The organism is Pantoea endophytica (genome assembly GCF_002858935.1).
Classification (GTDB): Bacteria; Pseudomonadota; Gammaproteobacteria; order Enterobacterales; family Enterobacteriaceae; genus Pantoea; species Pantoea leporis.
The window spans coordinates 535,007-551,959 of the sequence record NZ_PJRT01000033.1; the positions used below are offsets into that span (position 1 = coordinate 535,007).

The following is a 16,953-nucleotide window of genomic DNA, read 5'->3' on the forward strand; positions in this document are numbered from 1 at the left end:
TCACAGAATTTGCAGTTGTTTAGCGAGTTTATAATGATGCCCTTCCGTATCGACCAGGCGTTTTTTCATGCTTATTAAATCAATCGGAATCGGTCGATTACTGCCATTAATAATCACCGCTTTATTGCGCATTCCCGACTGAATACAACGCGCGACTTCACTGGCCATAATGGTGCCCTGATAAATCTCTTCACAGGTAGGATCGCCATTACGCAGGCCATAACCGATAATCGTTTTACGAATACGCACACCAATTAACGGTTCAATTTGTTTAATTAAGGTATCGATAGCGCCCTGAAAGCCCGGCGAATATTCACGGGTATAGCCTTCCGAGCACAAAATTATCACGCTGTTCTGGGCCGCCAGCCGCTGCGTGATGCGTTCCGCCAGCTCCTGCGGTGCAATCTGGCATTCCGGTATCAGCGCGAAATCGGCATTGGATTTGATCGCTGACTGCAAGGTTAATTCACCGCAATAACCGCCCAGCAGCTCCACCATAAATACACGACCGGTTAAGGCGCGGCCGGTATTACGTAACTTCGCCACCTCTTTTAACACCTGCTCACAGGCGGTGGAGAAACCGATGCTGTAATCACTGCCAAAGACATCGTTATCGATGGTCATGCCGACGCCAAAACAGTTGACACCAAATTCGCTCAGCGTATGCAGGAATTGTAATGAACCATCTCCGCCCGCCATAATTAATACATCGATGCGCAGCGATTTAAGGTGTTTGGCGATCATCTCATATTCCGGGCGAATTAATTTCCTGCTGGTTCGTCCCGATTGCATCACCGGAATAGCGGCGATGGCGTAATCCACTAAATCACGTTGGGATATTTCCTGATGATTGTTTTCCAGCAAGCCTGGAATACCACCATTAAATAACACCATTTCCGCTTGAGTTAAGCGCGATATTTGATACACAAAGTTATTAATCCCGGTGACATCGCCACCGCTGATCACCATGCCAATTCTCATTGTCATCATCCTTTATGCTGTGCGTCTGGAATTCATTCTTCCGATTAACCGCATTGTTATTTGCAACGAATGTCACACTTTTGCGATGAATTTCCCGAGTGAGATAATTGACAGCATCCAACAAAGGCTTATTTTTGTGATATAAATCACATGGCATTTTTCACCTTAAAACCTTAATAACAAATAAAATCATAGGTTTATATTTATTTTGCGCAGTAAAATCAGCAAGCCAAATAAACGCGCCCTTGGCGATTTTTATTTCGATCTATTTTGTGATTTTCCGCGCATTTTTATCGGTTCCTGCCGGTTATTCCGTAAAGTAAAAAGGGATAATGATTCCGTGCGTTATTTACGCGTCAGGGCCAGTGAATGATTGACTCAGTGCAGCTGCGCTTGTCCAATACCGTGGCAGATAAAGAATAAAGAAGAGAAAAATGAGCATGCAGAAGGATATGTTGCGGAAGTTGGCCGCGGTGGTGGGTGACAAACAGTTATTAACCCATGCGGATGATAAAGCCTGGTACATAAAGGGGTTCCGCGTCGGGCGCGGTGACGCGCTGGCGGTGGCGTTACCGCAAACCTTGTTGCAGCTGTGGCAAACGCTGCAGGTGTGCGTGGCGCACGATGTGATTGTGTTGATGCAGGCGTCAAATACCGGCGTCACCGGCGGCTCAACGCCCGACGGCAATGATTACGACCGCGATATCGTGATCATCAGCACCCGCCAGCTCAAAGGCGTGCAGGTGATCGATCAGGCGCGCCAGGTGATCGCCTTCCCCGGCACCACCTTGACCGAACTGGAGCACACCTTACAGCCGCTCGGTCGAGAGCCGCACTCGGTGATTGGATCATCCTGCATCGGCGCGTCGGTGGTCGGCGGGATCTGTAATAATTCCGGTGGCTCGCTGATTCGGCGCGGCCCCGCGTTTACCGAAAAATCCTTGTTCGCCCGTATTCATGAGGATGGTCGCTTAGAGATGGTTAATCACCTCGGCATCGAGTTGGGCGACACGCCAGAAGTGATGCTGGCAAATCTCACGCAGCAGCAGTATCAAACCGGCGAGCAAGCCGACTGGCAGGGTAAAATCTGGGCCGATGACTACGCCGACCGCTTACGAGATGTGACCGCGGATTCCCCAGCACGCTTCAATGGCGATCTGCGCTACCTGCACGACAGCTCGGGCAGCGCCGGTAAAGTGGTGGTTTTCGCTGTACGCTTGCCCACCTTCGAAGCCAGCGCCGGCAGCGACACCTTCTACATCGGCACTAACAATGAGAACGTGCTGGTGGCGCTGCGCCGTTTCCTGCTAACCGAAATGAGCGAACTGCCGCTGCAGGCGGAATATATCCATCGCAATGCCTTCGATTTAACCGTGCGCTACGCCAAGCATATGTATCTGGCGATTCGCAAACTGGGCCCGCAGGCCATTCCGCAGATGATGGCCAATAAAGCCAAATGGGATGTGCGCGTCAGCCACCTGAAATTCCTGCCGCGCAATTTTGTTGATCGGGTGCTGCAATTCTTCAACCAGCTGACGCCGAGCTTTATCGCGCCGCGCATCATGGATTACCGCAGCGAGTATCAACATCATCTGATGATCAAAGTGGAGTCGCCGCAAACCGCCGAGTTGCAGAGTTTACTGCAGCAATTCTTTGCTGAGCAGCAAGGCGGCTTTTTCCGCTGCAATGCGCGTGAAGCGGCAGATGCGTTTTTGGTGCGTTTCGGCGTGGGCGGCTGCACCATTTCCTACTGCGACGCGCTGGGTTACAACCCCAACGAGCGGCTGGTAGCCTTCGATGTGGCGCTGCGCCGTAATGACGATGCATGGCGTTTGACGCTGCCCGATCATCTGGCGGCGCAGGTACAGGTTGATTCGTGCTGCGGGCACTTCTTCTGCTTCGTCAATCATCAGGATTACGTGCTGAAACCCGGCTACGACGCAAAAGTGTTTAAGGAAGAGGTGAAACGGTATCTGGAACAGCGCGGCGCGAAATATCCCGCCGAGCACAATGTTGGGCACCTTTATCAGGCGTCGTGTGAGCATGTCGCGCACTGGAAACAGCATGATCCCACCAACAGCTGTAATCCAGGGATTGGTAAAACAAGTAAGAAGAAGTTTTGGCGGGAGATGTAGCATCGCACGTAGAGTGCGCATTCATGCGCACTCGGTCACCATAAATAGCGACCCTACGTAATGACGAATGATTTCACGTACGTTTCGGTTGAATCTTTCAGCTTTGATTAACCAAAATCAACCAGCGATGCCGTTCGCGCAGCAGACGCTGATGCAGTTGCTCGAGTTGCTGCAGCGTTAGTGCCTGAATAGCCGCGCGCTTGAGAGTGGCCAGGCCGTGCTGCTGGCGCAGAGTTTCGAGTGCGGCCTCGCCATTATCTTTGCTTACGCACTGCGTCATTAAGCTCGCCTGCCATGCCGCCAGCTTTTGCGGCGAGATTGCCGCGATCTCGGCGACCATCTCACGCATAAAGCGTTTGCAATGACCCAGCAGCGCGCGCCAGGAGATATCCGGTGATTGCAGCGCCAGCATCAAGCCATCCACATCCGCCACCCGCTGATAGCGCGCCGACACCACATAGCCAATTTGATGATCCACGCGCAACCGCTGGAAGAAGCGCGTTTCCAGCATTAGCGCCAGCACGCGTAAAGCGGCCAGGCTGGCATCATCGGCCTGCGGTAACGGCATAAACAGCAGCAGCGCCTGATCGCGCCCGTCGCAGGCGATGGGCACGATGCCGTGTTGCAGTCGTGCCGGCGGCGTGTCGCGCGCCAGATCCGGCGTAAAATCGCTGAGCAGATGCGCCACGCGCTGGCTTAATGCGGTATTGGTGCCGCACCATGCCGCCAGCCATTGTGGCGCGGGTAATGGCTTGATCAAGCGAGTGGGCAACGCGGCGAGCGATTGACGAATCACAATCGAAGGGGTATTCGCTGCGGGTTGCGCCAGCATCGGCGTGTTCAGCGCCAGTAATGCCTGATGCACGCTAAACAACGCGCGATCGGCGGATGCAGGCAAATTGAGCAGCAGCTGCCAGCTGGCATGCGTCTGTTGCCAGCTGCCGTTGCCACCCGCGTGGCGCAATTCCGCCAGCAACGGGCGTAACTGGCGCTGCCGCGACTGCGCGTCTTCCTCACTCAAGGTCTGATAAAACGCCGGACGCAGCAGCAGCGTTTCAACCTGTTTTACCGGTGCAATCAGCGGCAACGGCTGCGCCACGGGCGAGAGACGAGGGAGCGGAACAGCGGCTGAAGCAGGATAGAAGTGAAACGCTGCGGGTTTGGTCGCAGCCAACGACGGCGGCAGCCACTCGGCCAGTTGCAAGGTAAAGCCCTGCGTGTGATGCGGTGCGCCGTCAATCTGTTGCTGCGTGAGCAGACGCGTGCGCGGACAATTTGGCAACGCTGCGGCAAAATCCGTGAAGTTGTCTGGCAGCGCGCAACCCGGCGCGAAGCCCAACGCCCGGCCGCGCAACTGTTCCAGCGGCGACAAGGTCGCGAAATCCTGCTGCGCGAGCTGTGCGTAGTGCTGCAGCTGAAGCGCCGTACTTTCAGCTAACGCAGCCAGATGCTGCCAAACGCGTTGCTCAATCTGTTGTGCCTGCGCCGGGGAAATGCGCCTGGCGCTAAAGCGCAGCGCCAGTAACGCTTGTTGCTCATCTTGCCATAACCAATGCGCATCAAAGGTTTCGCATAACGCCTCAGCGCGCAACTGCGCCAGCAAGCTGCCGGGCGCTTCGTCCTGCCAGAAAGCTGTTAATAAGGTGACATTGTCACGCACAGTCTGCTCATCGCCCGCCACCAACATCGTCAGCCAGAAATTTTCTTCACCGGCTAATTGCAATAAACGATCGCCTTGCAACAGCGTCGCTTCAACAGGCGCAGCGCGTTCTCCACCCGCCAGCAAACTGCCGCCGAAGCGTGCCGCCAGCTGTTCGAGCTCATCCAGTGATTGCGGGCCTTGCAGCCAAAGTTCCATGTTTTCAGCACGATAGAAACGGCGATGAAAATCGCGTAGTGTGAACTGCAACGCCGTGACATTGTCACCAAAAGCCTGCCGACTGCCGACGCGGAAACGCTGGAAACGTCCCGGCAACTTTTCCAGCATGGCAGCTTCACTCAGCGTGTCGGCATGGTTTTGCAGCAGTTGATACTCAGCCTCAATTACCGCCGCTTCCTGCTGAATGGCCTGCGCCGTCAGCAACGGTGCCGCTAACATGTCACACAGCCGCTGCACGCCCGCTGACAACGCTGCGGCTGGGAGCTGAAAGAAATAGGCGCTGCGGCTCAACTGCGTGGTGGCGTTCACCTGGCCGCCCTGCTGCTGCAGCCAAGGCATCAGGCGATCGTCGCCGTGAAAAGCTTCGCTGCCGCAAAACAGCAGATGTTCCAGCAGATGTGCCAAACCCGGCCAGCGATCCGCTTCATCCAGACTGCCGGCCTGCACGCGCATCAGCGCCGCCGCCTCATGCGCGTCGGGCTGATGATAAAGATGGCAGCGCAGGCCGTTGGCGAGCGTGAGCTGGCGCGCGTGCATCAGGTGACGCGCTGCTTAAAGATTAGTTCGGAGTTGCTGCGATTGCGGAACTGCAGCTGCTGGATTTTGATGTCGCTGCAGTTGGCTTCACGTCGTGCTTCGAGGATCTTGCCGTGATGCGGCGATTTGCTGCACACCGGATCGGTGTTATCGGCATCGCCGGTCAGCATAAAGGCCTGACAGCGACAGCCGCCAAAGTCTTTCTCTTTCTCATCGCAGGAGCGACAGGGTTCCGGCATCCAGTCAAAGCCGCGATAGCGGTTAAAACCAAACGAGTTGTACCAGATGTCGTCCAGCGTGCGCTCCAGCACCGACGGGAACGCAACCGGCAGCTGACGCGCGCTGTGGCACGGCAACGCGGTGCCGTCAGGCGTGACGCTGAGGAAGATCGATCCCCATCCGCCCATGCAGGGTTTTGGCCGCTCTTCGTAGTAATCCGGCGTCACGAACAGCAGATTGGTGAGATTGCCGCTGGCGCCCATGCGCTGACGATAATCGGCCACCACCGCTTCGGCGTTGGCGATTTGCTCGCGCGTCGGCAGCAATCCTTCACGATTGAGCTGCGCCCAGCCATAGAATTGGCAAGTCGCCAGCTCGACATCGTCGGCTTCCAGTTCGATACAGAGATCGATGATTTTGTCGATCTGGTCGATGTTATGGCGATGCAGCACGAAATTCAGCACCATCGGATAGCCGTGCGCTTTCACCGCTTTCGCCATCTCCAGCTTCTGCTGGAAGGCCTTTTTTGACCCGGCCAGCGCCGCGTTCAGCGTTTCATCGCTGGCCTGGAAGCTGATCTGGATATGATCGAGTCCGGCGTCAGCAAAAGCGTCGAGTTTTTTCGCCGTCAGGCCGATGCCGGAGGTGATCAGGTTGGTGTAGAAACCGAGATCGCGCGCGGCGCGAATCAGCTCCGGCAGGTCTTTACGGGTTAGCGGTTCGCCGCCGGAAAAACCGAGCTGCACGCTGCCCATGGCGCGCGCCTGACGAAACACCTCAATCCACTGTTCGGTGGTCAGCTCTTTCTCCTGCTGGGAAAAATCCAGCGGATTGGAGCAATACGGACACTGCAGCGGGCAGCGATAGGTCAGTTCTGCCAGCAGCCACAGCGGTGGCGTCACGCTTTTACTCGGGTTCACGACACTGTATCCATTTTTGTTCGATGGCGGATTGCAGGAACTCTTTGACGTCGTCGCCGACACCGCCCGCGTCCGGAAAACGCGCATCCAGCGTGGCAACGATCGCCGCCACATCCTGTTTGCCATCCACCAGTTCGAGGATCGCCACGGCGGTCTCGTTCAATTTGGCCATGCCTTCCGGATAGAGCACCACATGGCTATCCTGCGCCGCTTCCCACTGCATGCGGTAGCCGCGACGGAAAGCCGGAATCACATTATCTTTCATGTTGTTATACCAGTCTTGTGCTGTGCCAGGACACCTGATCGGTGACCGTATGATAAGGCGGACGTTGCAGCGCATACGCCATGGTCATGGCATCGAGCATGGTCCAGAGAATATCGAGTTTAAACTGCAGGATCTCCAGCATGCGGTTCTGCTGTTCGGCGCGGGTAAACACCTCAAGCGCCAGCGCCAGCCCATGCTCCACATCGCGGTTCGCCTGGCTCAAACGGCTGCGGAAGTAGAAATAGCCTTCCTCTTTGATCCACGGATAGTGCTGCGGCCAGCTGTCGAGACGCGACTGATGAATCTGCGGCGCAAACAGCTCGGTGAGCGAGCTACAGGCCGCTTCCTGCCAGTTAGCACGGCGCGCGAAGTTCACGTAGGCGTCCACCGCAAAACGCACGCCCGGCAGCACCAGCTTCTCTGACAGCAACACGTCACGTTCCAGCCCCACCGCCTCACCCAACTGCAGCCAGGCTTCAATCCCGCCTTCGTGACCGTTGCTGCCGTCGTGATCGAGGATGCGCTGTACCCATTTACGCCGCGTCGCCGCATCCGGGCAATTCGCCATGATCGCCGCATCTTTCAGCGGAATGTTGGTCTGATAATAGAAGCGGTTCGCCACCCAGCCCTGAATCTGCTCGCGCGTCGCCTCGCCATTGTGCATGGCAATGTGATAAGGGTGATGAATGTGGTAGAACGCGCCTTTGTCGCGCAGCGCCTGCTCAAACGCGGCGGGCGATAATGCTTCGGTGATGATCACGATGCAAACTCCTGCAGATGAATCGCCATGCCATCCCAACTCACTTCAATGCCCTGCTGCGTCAAATAGGCGCGCTGCGGCGATTGCTCATTAAGGATCGGATTGGTGTTGTTAATGTGAATCAAAATCTTGCGTTTGGCCGGCAGCGCAGCCAGCAACGCCATTAAACCTTGTTCTTCGGCCAGCGCTAAGTGGCCCATCGCTTTGCCGGTATTTTTGCCAACGCCGGTGGCGAGCAGCTCGTCGTCCTGCCACACCGTGCCATCAATCAACAGGCAATCGGCTTTTTGCAGCCACGGCATGATCACCGCATCCGGCTCGCCGAGTCCCGGCGCGTAGAGCAGCGTTTGGCCGTTGGCGGTGTTTTCAATGAACAGCGCCACGTTGTGGCCCGGCAGCGGGCGATCGCGATACGGCGAATACGGCGGCGCGTTGCTGAGAATCGGAATCGCGGTGAACTGCAAACTGTGGCAGACATCGACGCGGAACGGCTCCAGCGGCGTTAATGCATGATGCTGCAAGCCGCCATTCCAGTGCTGCAACATGGTGAAAATCGGGAAACCGCTGGTGAGATCGCCATGCACTTCCGGCGTGCACCACACCTGATGCGGACAGCCTTCGCGCAGGCTCAACAAGCCAGTGGTGTGATCGATTTGGCTGTCGGTGAGAATGATGCTGCCAATCGCCGTGCCGCGCAGCACACCCTTTTTGATCAGTTCTGGCGTGTGGGCAATTTGCTGGCTGATGTCCGGCGAGGCGTTGCACAGCACCCAATCTTCACCGTTGTCGCTGACAATGATCGAAGATTGGGTGCGCGCCTGCGCCTGAATGCTGCCGTTACGCAGGCCGCTGCAATTGGCGCAGTTACAGTTCCACTGCGGGAAGCCGCCGCCCGCCGCTGAACCGAGGACTTTAATAAACATGAACGTTGACCAAAGAGAGAAAACAAAATGCCCGCACGAACGGCGGGCAGAAGTCTTAGCGGTTGGAGATGTACAGAGTCACTTCCAGGCCCAGACGCAGGTCAATAAACGCAGGTTTTTTCCACATAATGGTCTTCCTCATAAAACAAAAACGCAGAGAAATCTCTGCTGAAGAGGATTGCGGCTGTGACTTAGATCACATCGCAATCCGTACGCGCGCAGATGTTGCGCCAATGTAGCGAGCAGATCAACCCTGATTCGGTAAGGGAATGGTGCTAATCCTGCCAAATTTGTTGCAACACGCGCTGCCAGTTGCCCCATGCAAGCTGCTCAAGTGCTGTTTGATCGTAGTCGAACGAACGCAACAACGCATAAAGATGCGGTAATCCGCTCACATCTTTCAGCGCCTCAGGCACGCTGATGCCATCAAAATCGGAGCCCAGCGCCACATGATCGCGGCCCATTATCGCGATCAGGTGCTCAACATGTTTAACAATTTCGATCAATGCGGTGTCGCTGTCGCGTTTTCCGTCGCTGCGCAGAAAAGCGTTGCCAAAATTCACGCCCACCACGCCGCCGCTGTCGCGAATGGCGCGCAGCTGATCGTCGGTCAGGTTGCGCGGTTGCGCGCAAAGCGCGTGCGCATTGGAGTGCGTCGCCACCAGCGGCGCGGTTGACAGGCGCGCGGTGTCCCAGAAGGCTTTCTCGTTCATGTGCGACATATCGATCAGCATGCGATGGCGATTGGCAGCGGCGATCAGCTGCTCACCTTGTTCGGTCAAGCCTGGCCCGCTGTCCGGTGAGTTGGGGAATGATCCGCTGACGCCTTCGCCAAAGCGATTGGGCAGATTCCAGAACGGCCCGATGCTGCGCACGCCCGCCTGGTAAAACGCATCAAGCGCTTCACCCTCGCCATCAAACCCGTCTGCGCCCTCAATATGCGCCACCAGCGCCAGCACGCCATCAGCGCGACAGGCGGCAATATCAGCGGTGTTAAGGCATAACCGCGCCCGCCCATCAGATTGCGCCGCCAGCGTTTTCAGGATGTCGAGTTGCTGCCAGAGAATCGCCAGCGGTTCGAGATTTTCCTCCGCTCGCTGCGGCGCGACCTCTTTGACATAGCGCGCTGGCGGCACAAACATCGCGAACAGCCCACCGGCAAAACCGCCCTGCTGCATGCGCGGAAAATCCAGATGGCCCTTTTCGATGCCGTGAAAAAAGGCCTGCGCCGGATCCTCGCGATGATGCAGCCACAGATTGAGAAGCAGGTCGTTATGACCGTCGAAGGTTTTTAGCAACATGAGGGGATCTTTGACGAAACAACATGGCGCCATGCTACGCGCGCGCTGCTGTTTCGCCAAATGCGGGCGCACAAAGGGTTAGTTCTGCGCAACCTTTAAGCCGTGATAAAAAGTCGGTTTCACATCAAGATGCTGCTGGATCAACCCGTATTTCTGGTAGAAATCGGCGGTCTCCTGCTGCTGGGCGATGGTGGCATCATCAATGCTCTGCCAGTGCGATTTGCGGCGTGAGAAGGATTTCGCCGCCGCCTCTTTCGGGAAGCCGATGATTTTTGCCAGCGTGGTGGAGTACTCATCGACATGACTGTTGGCCCAGCGATCGGCGGCGGCTAAGCGATTGACGTAATCCTGCAGCGCCGCGCGTTTGGCTTCATCGTTTAGCGCGGCGTCGGTGGCGGCGAGGAAGCTGTTGCCGCTGGACAGGCCAACGCCGTTCACCAGCACGCGTCCGGTGTGGGTCACTTCCGCCAGCGCGGTATAAGGATCCCACGTTGACCAGGCATCCACCGAGCCATTTGCCAGCGCGATGCGCGCATCCGCCGGCGTTAAGAAGCGCCAGTTAACCTCTTTATCACTGACGCCCGCCTGCTCCAGCGCTTTGAGCGCCTCAAAGTGACCAATCGATCCGCGTCCGGTAGCGATGTTTTTGCCCTTTAGCTCAGCAACGGTTTTGATGGGTGAATCCGGGCTGACCAGCACCGCCAATCCTTCGGGCACCGATTTGCTCACCGCCACCGCTTTCACCTGCGAACCGGCCGCCAGCGAGAACAGCAGCGGCGCATCGCCAATAATACCGGCATCCACCGCACCGGCATTTAGCGCTTCCGCCAGCGGTGCCGCCGCCGGGAACTCGGCCCATTCGATTTTATAATTGAGGTTGTTCAACTGCTGCGCCGCTTCCATTTCGGCGTGCATATTTCCCTTTTGATCGGCAATGCGCAGCGTCACGGTTTCTGCCGCCGCCGCGCCGCTGGCTGCCACGATTAATAGTGCCAAAGCTGCTCTTTTCATTGTGTTTTATCTCATCGCGCAAAACCCCAGCCTAACCCGGGCGCGCCAAATGACCGATGCCGATTTCGCATGAGATATGCCGCGTGGCGCATAAAGACTGTGCATGCAATCACCGCAATTATCGTAGCCGCGCAATTTATTGCGCAATGTCGGGAGGAGCGCGGTGTCGCCTGAAAAATGCGCGATCAATCGCGCCGCTACAGAGTGTGCGCGCAAGTGTCTGAACCCGGTTGTCACTTTTGCGCGAATGATTGTCAGCAATGCGCGAGCCGCGCCACGCGATGCTGGGCGAGACTGAACGCCACATTACAAGGAGATCGTTATGCTCACGCAACCCGCTACAAAATACCGCCCGTTTCCGGTTATCGACTTACCCGATCGTCAGTGGCCCTCGCGCCAACTGACGCAGGCACCGCGCTGGCTCTCTACCGACTTACGCGACGGCAATCAGGCGCTGGCGACACCAATGGACAGCACGCGCAAGCTGGAGTTCTGGCAACTGCTGCTGCGCTGTGGCTTTAAGGAGATTGAGGTGGCCTTTCCGGCGGCATCGCAGACCGATTTTGATTTTGTCCGTTTGCTGATTGAGCAGAAGCACATTCCAGACGATGTGGCGATTCAGGTGTTGACCCAGGCGCGCAGCGATCTGATTGATCGCACCTTCGACGCGCTGCGTGGCGCGCCGAACGCCATTATTCATCTCTACAACGCCACCGCGCCGCTGTTCCGCGAGCGCGTGTTCCGCCAGAGCAAAGCCGAGATTATCGAACTGGCCTGCGCCGGTGCGCGTCAAATTCGCGCCCGTTGCGAAGCGCAAAAGGATACCGCGTGGACCTTCGAGTATTCGCCAGAAACCTTCTGCTTTACCGAACCGGAGTTTGCGCTGGAGATTTGCGAAGCGGTGGCGGCGATTTGGCAACCGGGCCCGGCGCGTCCAATGATCATCAACCTGCCCGCGACCGTCGAAGTGAACACGCCGAACGTCTATGCCGATCAGATTGAGGTTTTCTGTCGCCACTTCAGCCAGCGATCGCAGCTGTCGATCAGCGTGCATCCGCATAACGATCGCGGTACCGGCATCGCCTGCGCCGAGCTGGCGCTGCTGGCGGGTGCCGATCGCGTGGAAGGCTGTTTGTTTGGCAACGGCGAGCGCACCGGCAACGTCGATATCGTTACGCTGGCGCTCAATCTCTACACTCAGGGCATCGCGCCGCAGCTCGATTTCAGCGATATCCAGCAGGTGCTGGAAGTGGTGACGCGCTGCAACCAGCTGCCAGTGCATCCGCGTCATCCGTATGCCGGTGAACTGGTGTTTACCGCCTTCTCCGGTTCGCATCAGGATGCGATACGCAAAGGCTTTGCCGCCCGTGCTGAGCGTGAAGAAGCAATCTGGCAGATGCCGTATCTGCCGCTCGATCCGCTGGATATCGGCTGCAGCTACGAAGCGGTGATCCGCGTTAACAGTCAATCGGGTAAAGGCGGCGCCGCCTGGCTACTGGAGCAGAATCACGGTCTGCAGCTGCCGCGCGGCTTGCAGCAGGATTTCAGCCGTCTGGTGCAACAGCAAACTGACCAGCACGGTCAGGAGATGACCCATCACGCGCTGTGGCAGTTGTTTTGTCAGCATTACGGCTTAACGCAGCCCGTGCGTTGTTTGCTGGAAGCGGAAAGTCACAGCGACGATAAAGGCGAAACGCGCCTTAGGGCGCGGCTGCAACAGGGCGCGCAGCAGTTGATGCTGGAAGGTAAAGGCAACGGCTTGCTCTCAGCCGCCGTTGCCGCGCTGCGTCAGCGCTATGACGTAATCATCACCATTGAGGATTATCACGAACACACGCTGGGCAAACGCAGCGACAGTCGTTCGGTGACCTACATCAGTTGCATTAATGCACGCGGGGAACGCGCATGGGGCGTAGGCATTGATAATGATGTGGCGCGCGCTTCACTGCAGGCGCTGCTCAACGCAGCGCACGCTTTTCTGCCGCAGGAAAGTAGTTCGCTGGCGTGACGCCGAGCACGCGGCGAAACATCGCGCTGAAGGCGCTCGGGCTGTCATAACCGAGATCGAGCGCCACCGTCAGCACGCTATCGCCCTGCGCTAAGCGGGTTAACGCCACGCTCAGTCGCGCGCGGCGCACCCAGTCGCTGAATTGTAACCCGGTTTCGCGACTGAAATGGCGCGCCAGCGTGCGTTCGGCCACGCAGAGTTGCGTAGCCGCGCGGGCCAGCGTCCAGTTTTCCCCGGGCGCTTGCTGGATCTGCTGGCACAAACTCAGCAGCCGCTCGCTCTCCGGCAGCGGCAGACCAAACGGCAGCACATCCATCACGCGGATCTCATCGAGGATCAGCTCGTAAATCCGCTCGGCGCGGCTACCGGGAACGTACTGCTCCGGCAGCGCCAGCGCGCTGACAATCAACTCACGCAGCAGCGGCGAAATCTGCACCACCTGACAACTGGCGGGCAGATCGGCGCGCGCCAGCGGATCCACAAACAGCGTGCGTGCGGCCACCGCGCCAACAATGTGCAGCGCGTGACGCGTCCCCGCCGGCAGCCAGACGCCGCGACTCGGCGGCACAATCCAGCTGCCGTGCTGCGTTTCCACTTTCACCACGCCGCTCAGCGTGTGGATCAGCTGGGCGCAAGCGTGGTGATGCCACGGCTCCGCGTCGCCATGCGCATAATCGTGCGCATAGGGCACCAGCGGACGATAGGCGAAGTCGAAGTTGAGCCGCGCACTCATGTTAGCGTTTCAGATATTGATAAACCGCCGCCAGATCCTGCTCGCCGTAACCGGCATCTACCGCTTGCTGCCAGACATCCACAATGTTTTCCAGCGCCGGCAGTTTGCTATCGCCCGCCGCATCCAGCGCCAGTTTGGCGTCTTTCAGCGCCCACACCAGATGCATCTGCGGCGTGAAATCGCCGCTGGCAATCATGCCAAGTTTCATTTTGGCGTACGGTGCCGCCAGCGGACCGCCATCCAGCACTTTCCACAGATCGTCGGTGCTGAAACCAAACTCTTCCGCCAGACGCGTACTTTCCGCCAGACTCTGCATCAGACCAATCAGCCAGCTATTCACCACCAGCTTCATGCGCGAACTGGCGCCCGCCTCGCCCAGCCATTGCGTGCCTTTACCGATCGCGGCGAACACCTGCTCGGCGGCCTGCGCGTTGCTCTGATCGCCGCTGGCCATCACCAGGATTTGCGCATTCTCTGCTGGCGCTTTGGTGCCGGAAACCGGTGCATCGATAAACACCACGTCCGGACGCGTGCTTTTGAATTGCGCGATCAGTTGATCGGTGGCGGCCACGCCGATGGTGCCCATCTGGCAAATTGTCGCACCCTGCTTGAGCGCGGAGCTGGCGTCGTTCAGCGCCTGACGCGTGGTATCGCCGTCGGCCAGCATGGCGATCACCACATCCGCGCCACTCACCGCTTGCGCAGCGCTGTCGGCCAGCGTGATACCTGCATCCAGCAGATCTTCGCCTTTGGCACGCGTGCGGTTCCAGCCGCGCACCGTGAAGCCTTTTTTCAACAGGTTAGCGGCAAACGCATGCCCCATCGCGCCCAATCCCAGTACCGCGACCACAGGTTGTTGGCTCATCATTCCCTCTCTTTTGTGCCTTAAGACAAAACCGCCAGACTGACAGAATTTCCCTGACGCAGCCAGGCCAGAGATGCGATGAAAAAACATTTTCAACGCCGCAATGATGAATAATCCGTCATACTATTTACGCTTTTCAAACAAATGATAAAACGATTAACATACGCGCCATTAATGTTCCATTCGGTACATTCCACGCCCTTTTTACGGTCTTTCATAATGAAAATAGCTTTACTGCGACAGGCTTCGCTGCTGATGCTGCCTGCGATGTTACCGGTCTCGGCGCTGGCGGCAAACGCGGCCAGCAACACCATGGTGGTGAGCGCGGCGCCGTCCGCATCCGGACTGTCTGAACTGGATACGCCAGCGGCAGTTAGTGTGGTGTCCGGCGACGATATGCGCCACGCGGCACCGCGCGTCAATTTGTCAGAAAACCTCAGCAGCGTGCCCGGTTTGCAAATTCAAAACCGCCAGAACTATGCGCAGGACCTGCAGATTTCGGTGCGCGGTTTTGGTTCGCGTTCCACCTTTGGCCTGCGCGGCATTCGTATGTACGTCGACGGGATCCCCGCCACCATGCCCGATGGCCAGGGACAAACTTCCAACATCGATATCGGCTCCATCGATCACATCGACGTGCTGCGCGGCCCCTTCTCGGCGCTGTACGGCAACTCGTCGGGCGGCGTGATTAACGTTGAAACCGAAACCGGACAGCAACCCACCACGCTGGAAGCCAGCAGCTGGTACGGCAGTTACGGCAGCTGGCGCAACAGCGTTAAAGCCAGCGGTGCAACCGGCGACGGTACGCAAGCCGGCGACGTCAACTACACGGTTTCCGCCTCGCGTTTTACCACGCACGGCTTCCGCGATCACAGCTCGGCGCAGAAAAACCTCGGCAACGCCAAACTCGGCGTGCGCATCGACGATGTCAGCACCCTGACGCTGCTGTTCAACAGCGTGCACGTTGAAGCGCAGGACCCGGGCGGTTTGACCGCCGAACAATGGAAAAATAATCCACGCCAGGTCGCCAGCAACGTGAGCTTGTACGACGCGCGTAAAACCGTCGATCAGACGCAAGCAGGCCTGCACTATCAGCGCCAGATGAGTGAAAACGACGACCTGAGCGTGATGATGTACGCGGGTGAACGTGAAACCACGCAGTATCAATCCATTCCTAAAGCCACTCAGCTGCGCGCAGGTTATCCCGGCGGCGTGATTGCTTTGTCGCGTCATTATCAGGGCATTGATACCCGCTGGACGCACCGCGACGCGCTGTTCACCATTCCGGTAACCTTCACTGCCGGGCTCGACTATGAAACCATGACTGAGAAGCGTAAAGGTTATCAAAACTTTAGCGGCGACGAGTTGGGCGTACAGGGCGAGATGCGTCGTAATGAACGCAATCTGATGTGGAACCTCGATCCCTATCTGCAAACCGCGTGGCAGCTAACCGATAAACTGTCACTGGATGCTGGCGTGCGTTTCAGCACGGTGAATTTCGACTCCAATGACTATTACGTCACCGACAGCGATCCCGATGACAGCGGCAATCGTCGCTATCACCGCTGGTTGCCTGCCGCTGCGCTGAATTACGCCATTGATAACAGCTGGAACGCCTACGTTTCTGCTGGTCGCGGCTTCGAAACGCCGACGCTGAATGAGTTGTCCTATCGCGCCGCCGATCAGGCCGGGCTGAATCTCAACCTGCAACCTGCCACCAGCGAAACGGTCGAACTGGGCAGTAAAAAACGCATCGGCAACGGACTGTTAACGGCGGCGATTTTCCAGACTGACACCAAAAACGAGATCGTTTCTGACAGCAGCTTTGAAGGCCGCACCAGCTACAAAAACGCCGGTGAAACCCGCCGTCGTGGATTGGAGCTGGGCCTCGACCAGCAATTCGGCGAGAGCTGGCGCTTCAAAGCCGCATGGACCTTGCTGGATGCCCGCTACCGCTCTAACGCCTGCGGCACCGAAAGCTGCGACGGCAACCGCATTCCCGGCATTGCCCGTAACATGGCTTACGCCGGACTGGCTTACGCGCCCGATCAAGGCTGGTATGCCGGAACCGATGTGCGCTACCTGAGCGATATCGCGGCGGATGATGAGAATGACGTGAAAGCGCCGTCTTATACCGTGGTCGGCGTGAACAGCGGTTATAAGTGGCTGGTGCAGAACTGGACGTTGGATCTATTTGGCCGCGTCGATAACCTGTTTGACCGCAACTACATCGGTTCGGTGATCGTGAATGAAAGCAACGGTCGCTATTACGAACCGGCGCCGGGTCGCAATTACAGCGTGGGCCTGACGGTGAGATATGCGTTTCAGTAAATAAACGCGTTGGATAGATGATATTAAAGCCCTGCAAGCCGCTTGCGGGGCTTTTTATTGGTTGAATATTGTCCAGCACGGCATA

General features: G+C 57.5%; 14 protein-coding genes. 3 read left to right on the top strand and 11 right to left on the bottom strand.

Annotation, left to right across the window (positions count from 1 at the left end):
- Complete coding sequence (locus tag PZBJ_RS23160; RefSeq protein ID WP_101764479.1) at nucleotides 1-981, bottom strand: 6-phosphofructokinase; 981 nt, start codon at nucleotides 979-981, stop codon at nucleotides 1-3.
- A 434-nt stretch (nucleotides 982-1,415) separates the two neighbouring features.
- On the opposite strand from PZBJ_RS23160, the gene dld reads away from it, so the two are divergent.
- The gene (dld, locus tag PZBJ_RS23165) at nucleotides 1,416-3,116 is read left to right on the top strand and encodes a D-lactate dehydrogenase (protein ID WP_101764480.1); all 1,701 of its coding nucleotides are present in this window, start codon (nucleotides 1,416-1,418) and stop codon (nucleotides 3,114-3,116) included.
- Nucleotides 3,117-3,213: 97 nt separating this feature from the next.
- Here dld and pqqF read toward each other — a convergent pair whose 3' ends face one another.
- The 8 genes from pqqF to PZBJ_RS23205 all read right to left on the bottom strand — a co-directional run bounded on the left by pqqF (nucleotide 3,214) and on the right by PZBJ_RS23205 (nucleotide 10,931).
- Nucleotides 3,214-5,532: a pyrroloquinoline quinone biosynthesis protein PqqF gene (pqqF, locus tag PZBJ_RS23170; protein WP_101764481.1), complete on the bottom strand. Its 2,319-nt coding sequence runs from the start codon at nucleotides 5,530-5,532 to the stop codon at nucleotides 3,214-3,216.
- On the bottom strand, nucleotides 5,532-6,671 hold the full coding sequence (gene pqqE, locus PZBJ_RS23175; RefSeq protein WP_101764482.1) for a pyrroloquinoline quinone biosynthesis protein PqqE: 1,140 nt from the start codon (nucleotides 6,669-6,671) through the stop codon (nucleotides 5,532-5,534). The genes pqqF and pqqE overlap by 1 nt, the downstream gene beginning before the upstream one ends.
- Nucleotides 6,658-6,936, bottom strand: coding sequence for a pyrroloquinoline quinone biosynthesis peptide chaperone PqqD (pqqD, locus tag PZBJ_RS23180; RefSeq protein ID WP_061720121.1), 279 nt, complete (start codon nucleotides 6,934-6,936; stop codon nucleotides 6,658-6,660). Before pqqD ends, pqqE begins: the two co-directional genes overlap by 14 nt.
- A 4-nt stretch (nucleotides 6,937-6,940) precedes the next feature.
- Nucleotides 6,941-7,696, bottom strand: a complete 756-nt coding sequence (pqqC, locus tag PZBJ_RS23185; protein WP_101764483.1) for a pyrroloquinoline-quinone synthase PqqC — start codon at nucleotides 7,694-7,696, stop codon at nucleotides 6,941-6,943.
- Nucleotides 7,693-8,619 (bottom strand): pyrroloquinoline quinone biosynthesis protein PqqB, encoded by a 927-nt coding sequence (gene pqqB, locus PZBJ_RS23190; protein ID WP_061720123.1) that lies wholly within the window; start codon nucleotides 8,617-8,619, stop codon nucleotides 7,693-7,695. The genes pqqC and pqqB overlap by 4 nt, the downstream gene beginning before the upstream one ends.
- Before the next feature lie 55 nt (nucleotides 8,620-8,674).
- Nucleotides 8,675-8,746 carry a pyrroloquinoline quinone precursor peptide PqqA gene (gene pqqA / locus PZBJ_RS23195; protein ID WP_002905689.1) on the bottom strand — a complete coding sequence of 24 codons (72 nt, stop codon included), beginning with the start codon at nucleotides 8,744-8,746 and terminating at the stop codon, nucleotides 8,675-8,677.
- A gap of 148 nt (nucleotides 8,747-8,894) precedes the next feature.
- On the bottom strand, nucleotides 8,895-9,920 hold the full coding sequence (locus PZBJ_RS23200; protein ID WP_137385723.1) for a dipeptidase: 1,026 nt from the start codon (nucleotides 9,918-9,920) through the stop codon (nucleotides 8,895-8,897).
- Between the two features lie 78 nt (nucleotides 9,921-9,998).
- Nucleotides 9,999-10,931 (bottom strand): ABC transporter substrate-binding protein, encoded by a 933-nt coding sequence (locus tag PZBJ_RS23205; RefSeq protein WP_101764484.1) that lies wholly within the window; start codon nucleotides 10,929-10,931, stop codon nucleotides 9,999-10,001.
- 322 nt (nucleotides 10,932-11,253) lie between these two features.
- Between PZBJ_RS23205 and leuA the strand changes: the two genes are divergently transcribed.
- The gene (leuA, locus tag PZBJ_RS23210; protein ID WP_101764485.1) at nucleotides 11,254-12,939 is read left to right on the top strand and encodes a 2-isopropylmalate synthase; all 1,686 of its coding nucleotides are present in this window, start codon (nucleotides 11,254-11,256) and stop codon (nucleotides 12,937-12,939) included.
- On the opposite strand, the gene PZBJ_RS23215 is transcribed toward leuA, so the two are convergent.
- Both PZBJ_RS23215 and PZBJ_RS23220 read right to left on the bottom strand, forming a co-directional pair.
- Complete coding sequence (locus PZBJ_RS23215; RefSeq protein ID WP_101764486.1) at nucleotides 12,890-13,672, bottom strand: AraC family transcriptional regulator; 783 nt, start codon at nucleotides 13,670-13,672, stop codon at nucleotides 12,890-12,892. The two genes, leuA and PZBJ_RS23215, sit on opposite strands and share 50 nt — an antisense overlap.
- Nucleotide 13,673: 1 nt before the next feature.
- Complete coding sequence (locus PZBJ_RS23220) at nucleotides 13,674-14,627, bottom strand: NAD(P)-dependent oxidoreductase (protein WP_206098233.1); 954 nt, start codon at nucleotides 14,625-14,627, stop codon at nucleotides 13,674-13,676.
- A 129-nt stretch (nucleotides 14,628-14,756) separates the two neighbouring features.
- On the opposite strand from PZBJ_RS23220, the gene pqqU reads away from it, so the two are divergent.
- Nucleotides 14,757-16,868 (top strand): TonB-dependent receptor PqqU, encoded by a 2,112-nt coding sequence (pqqU, locus tag PZBJ_RS23225; protein ID WP_206098234.1) that lies wholly within the window; start codon nucleotides 14,757-14,759, stop codon nucleotides 16,866-16,868.
- The last annotated feature ends 85 nt before the right edge of the window (nucleotides 16,869-16,953 follow it).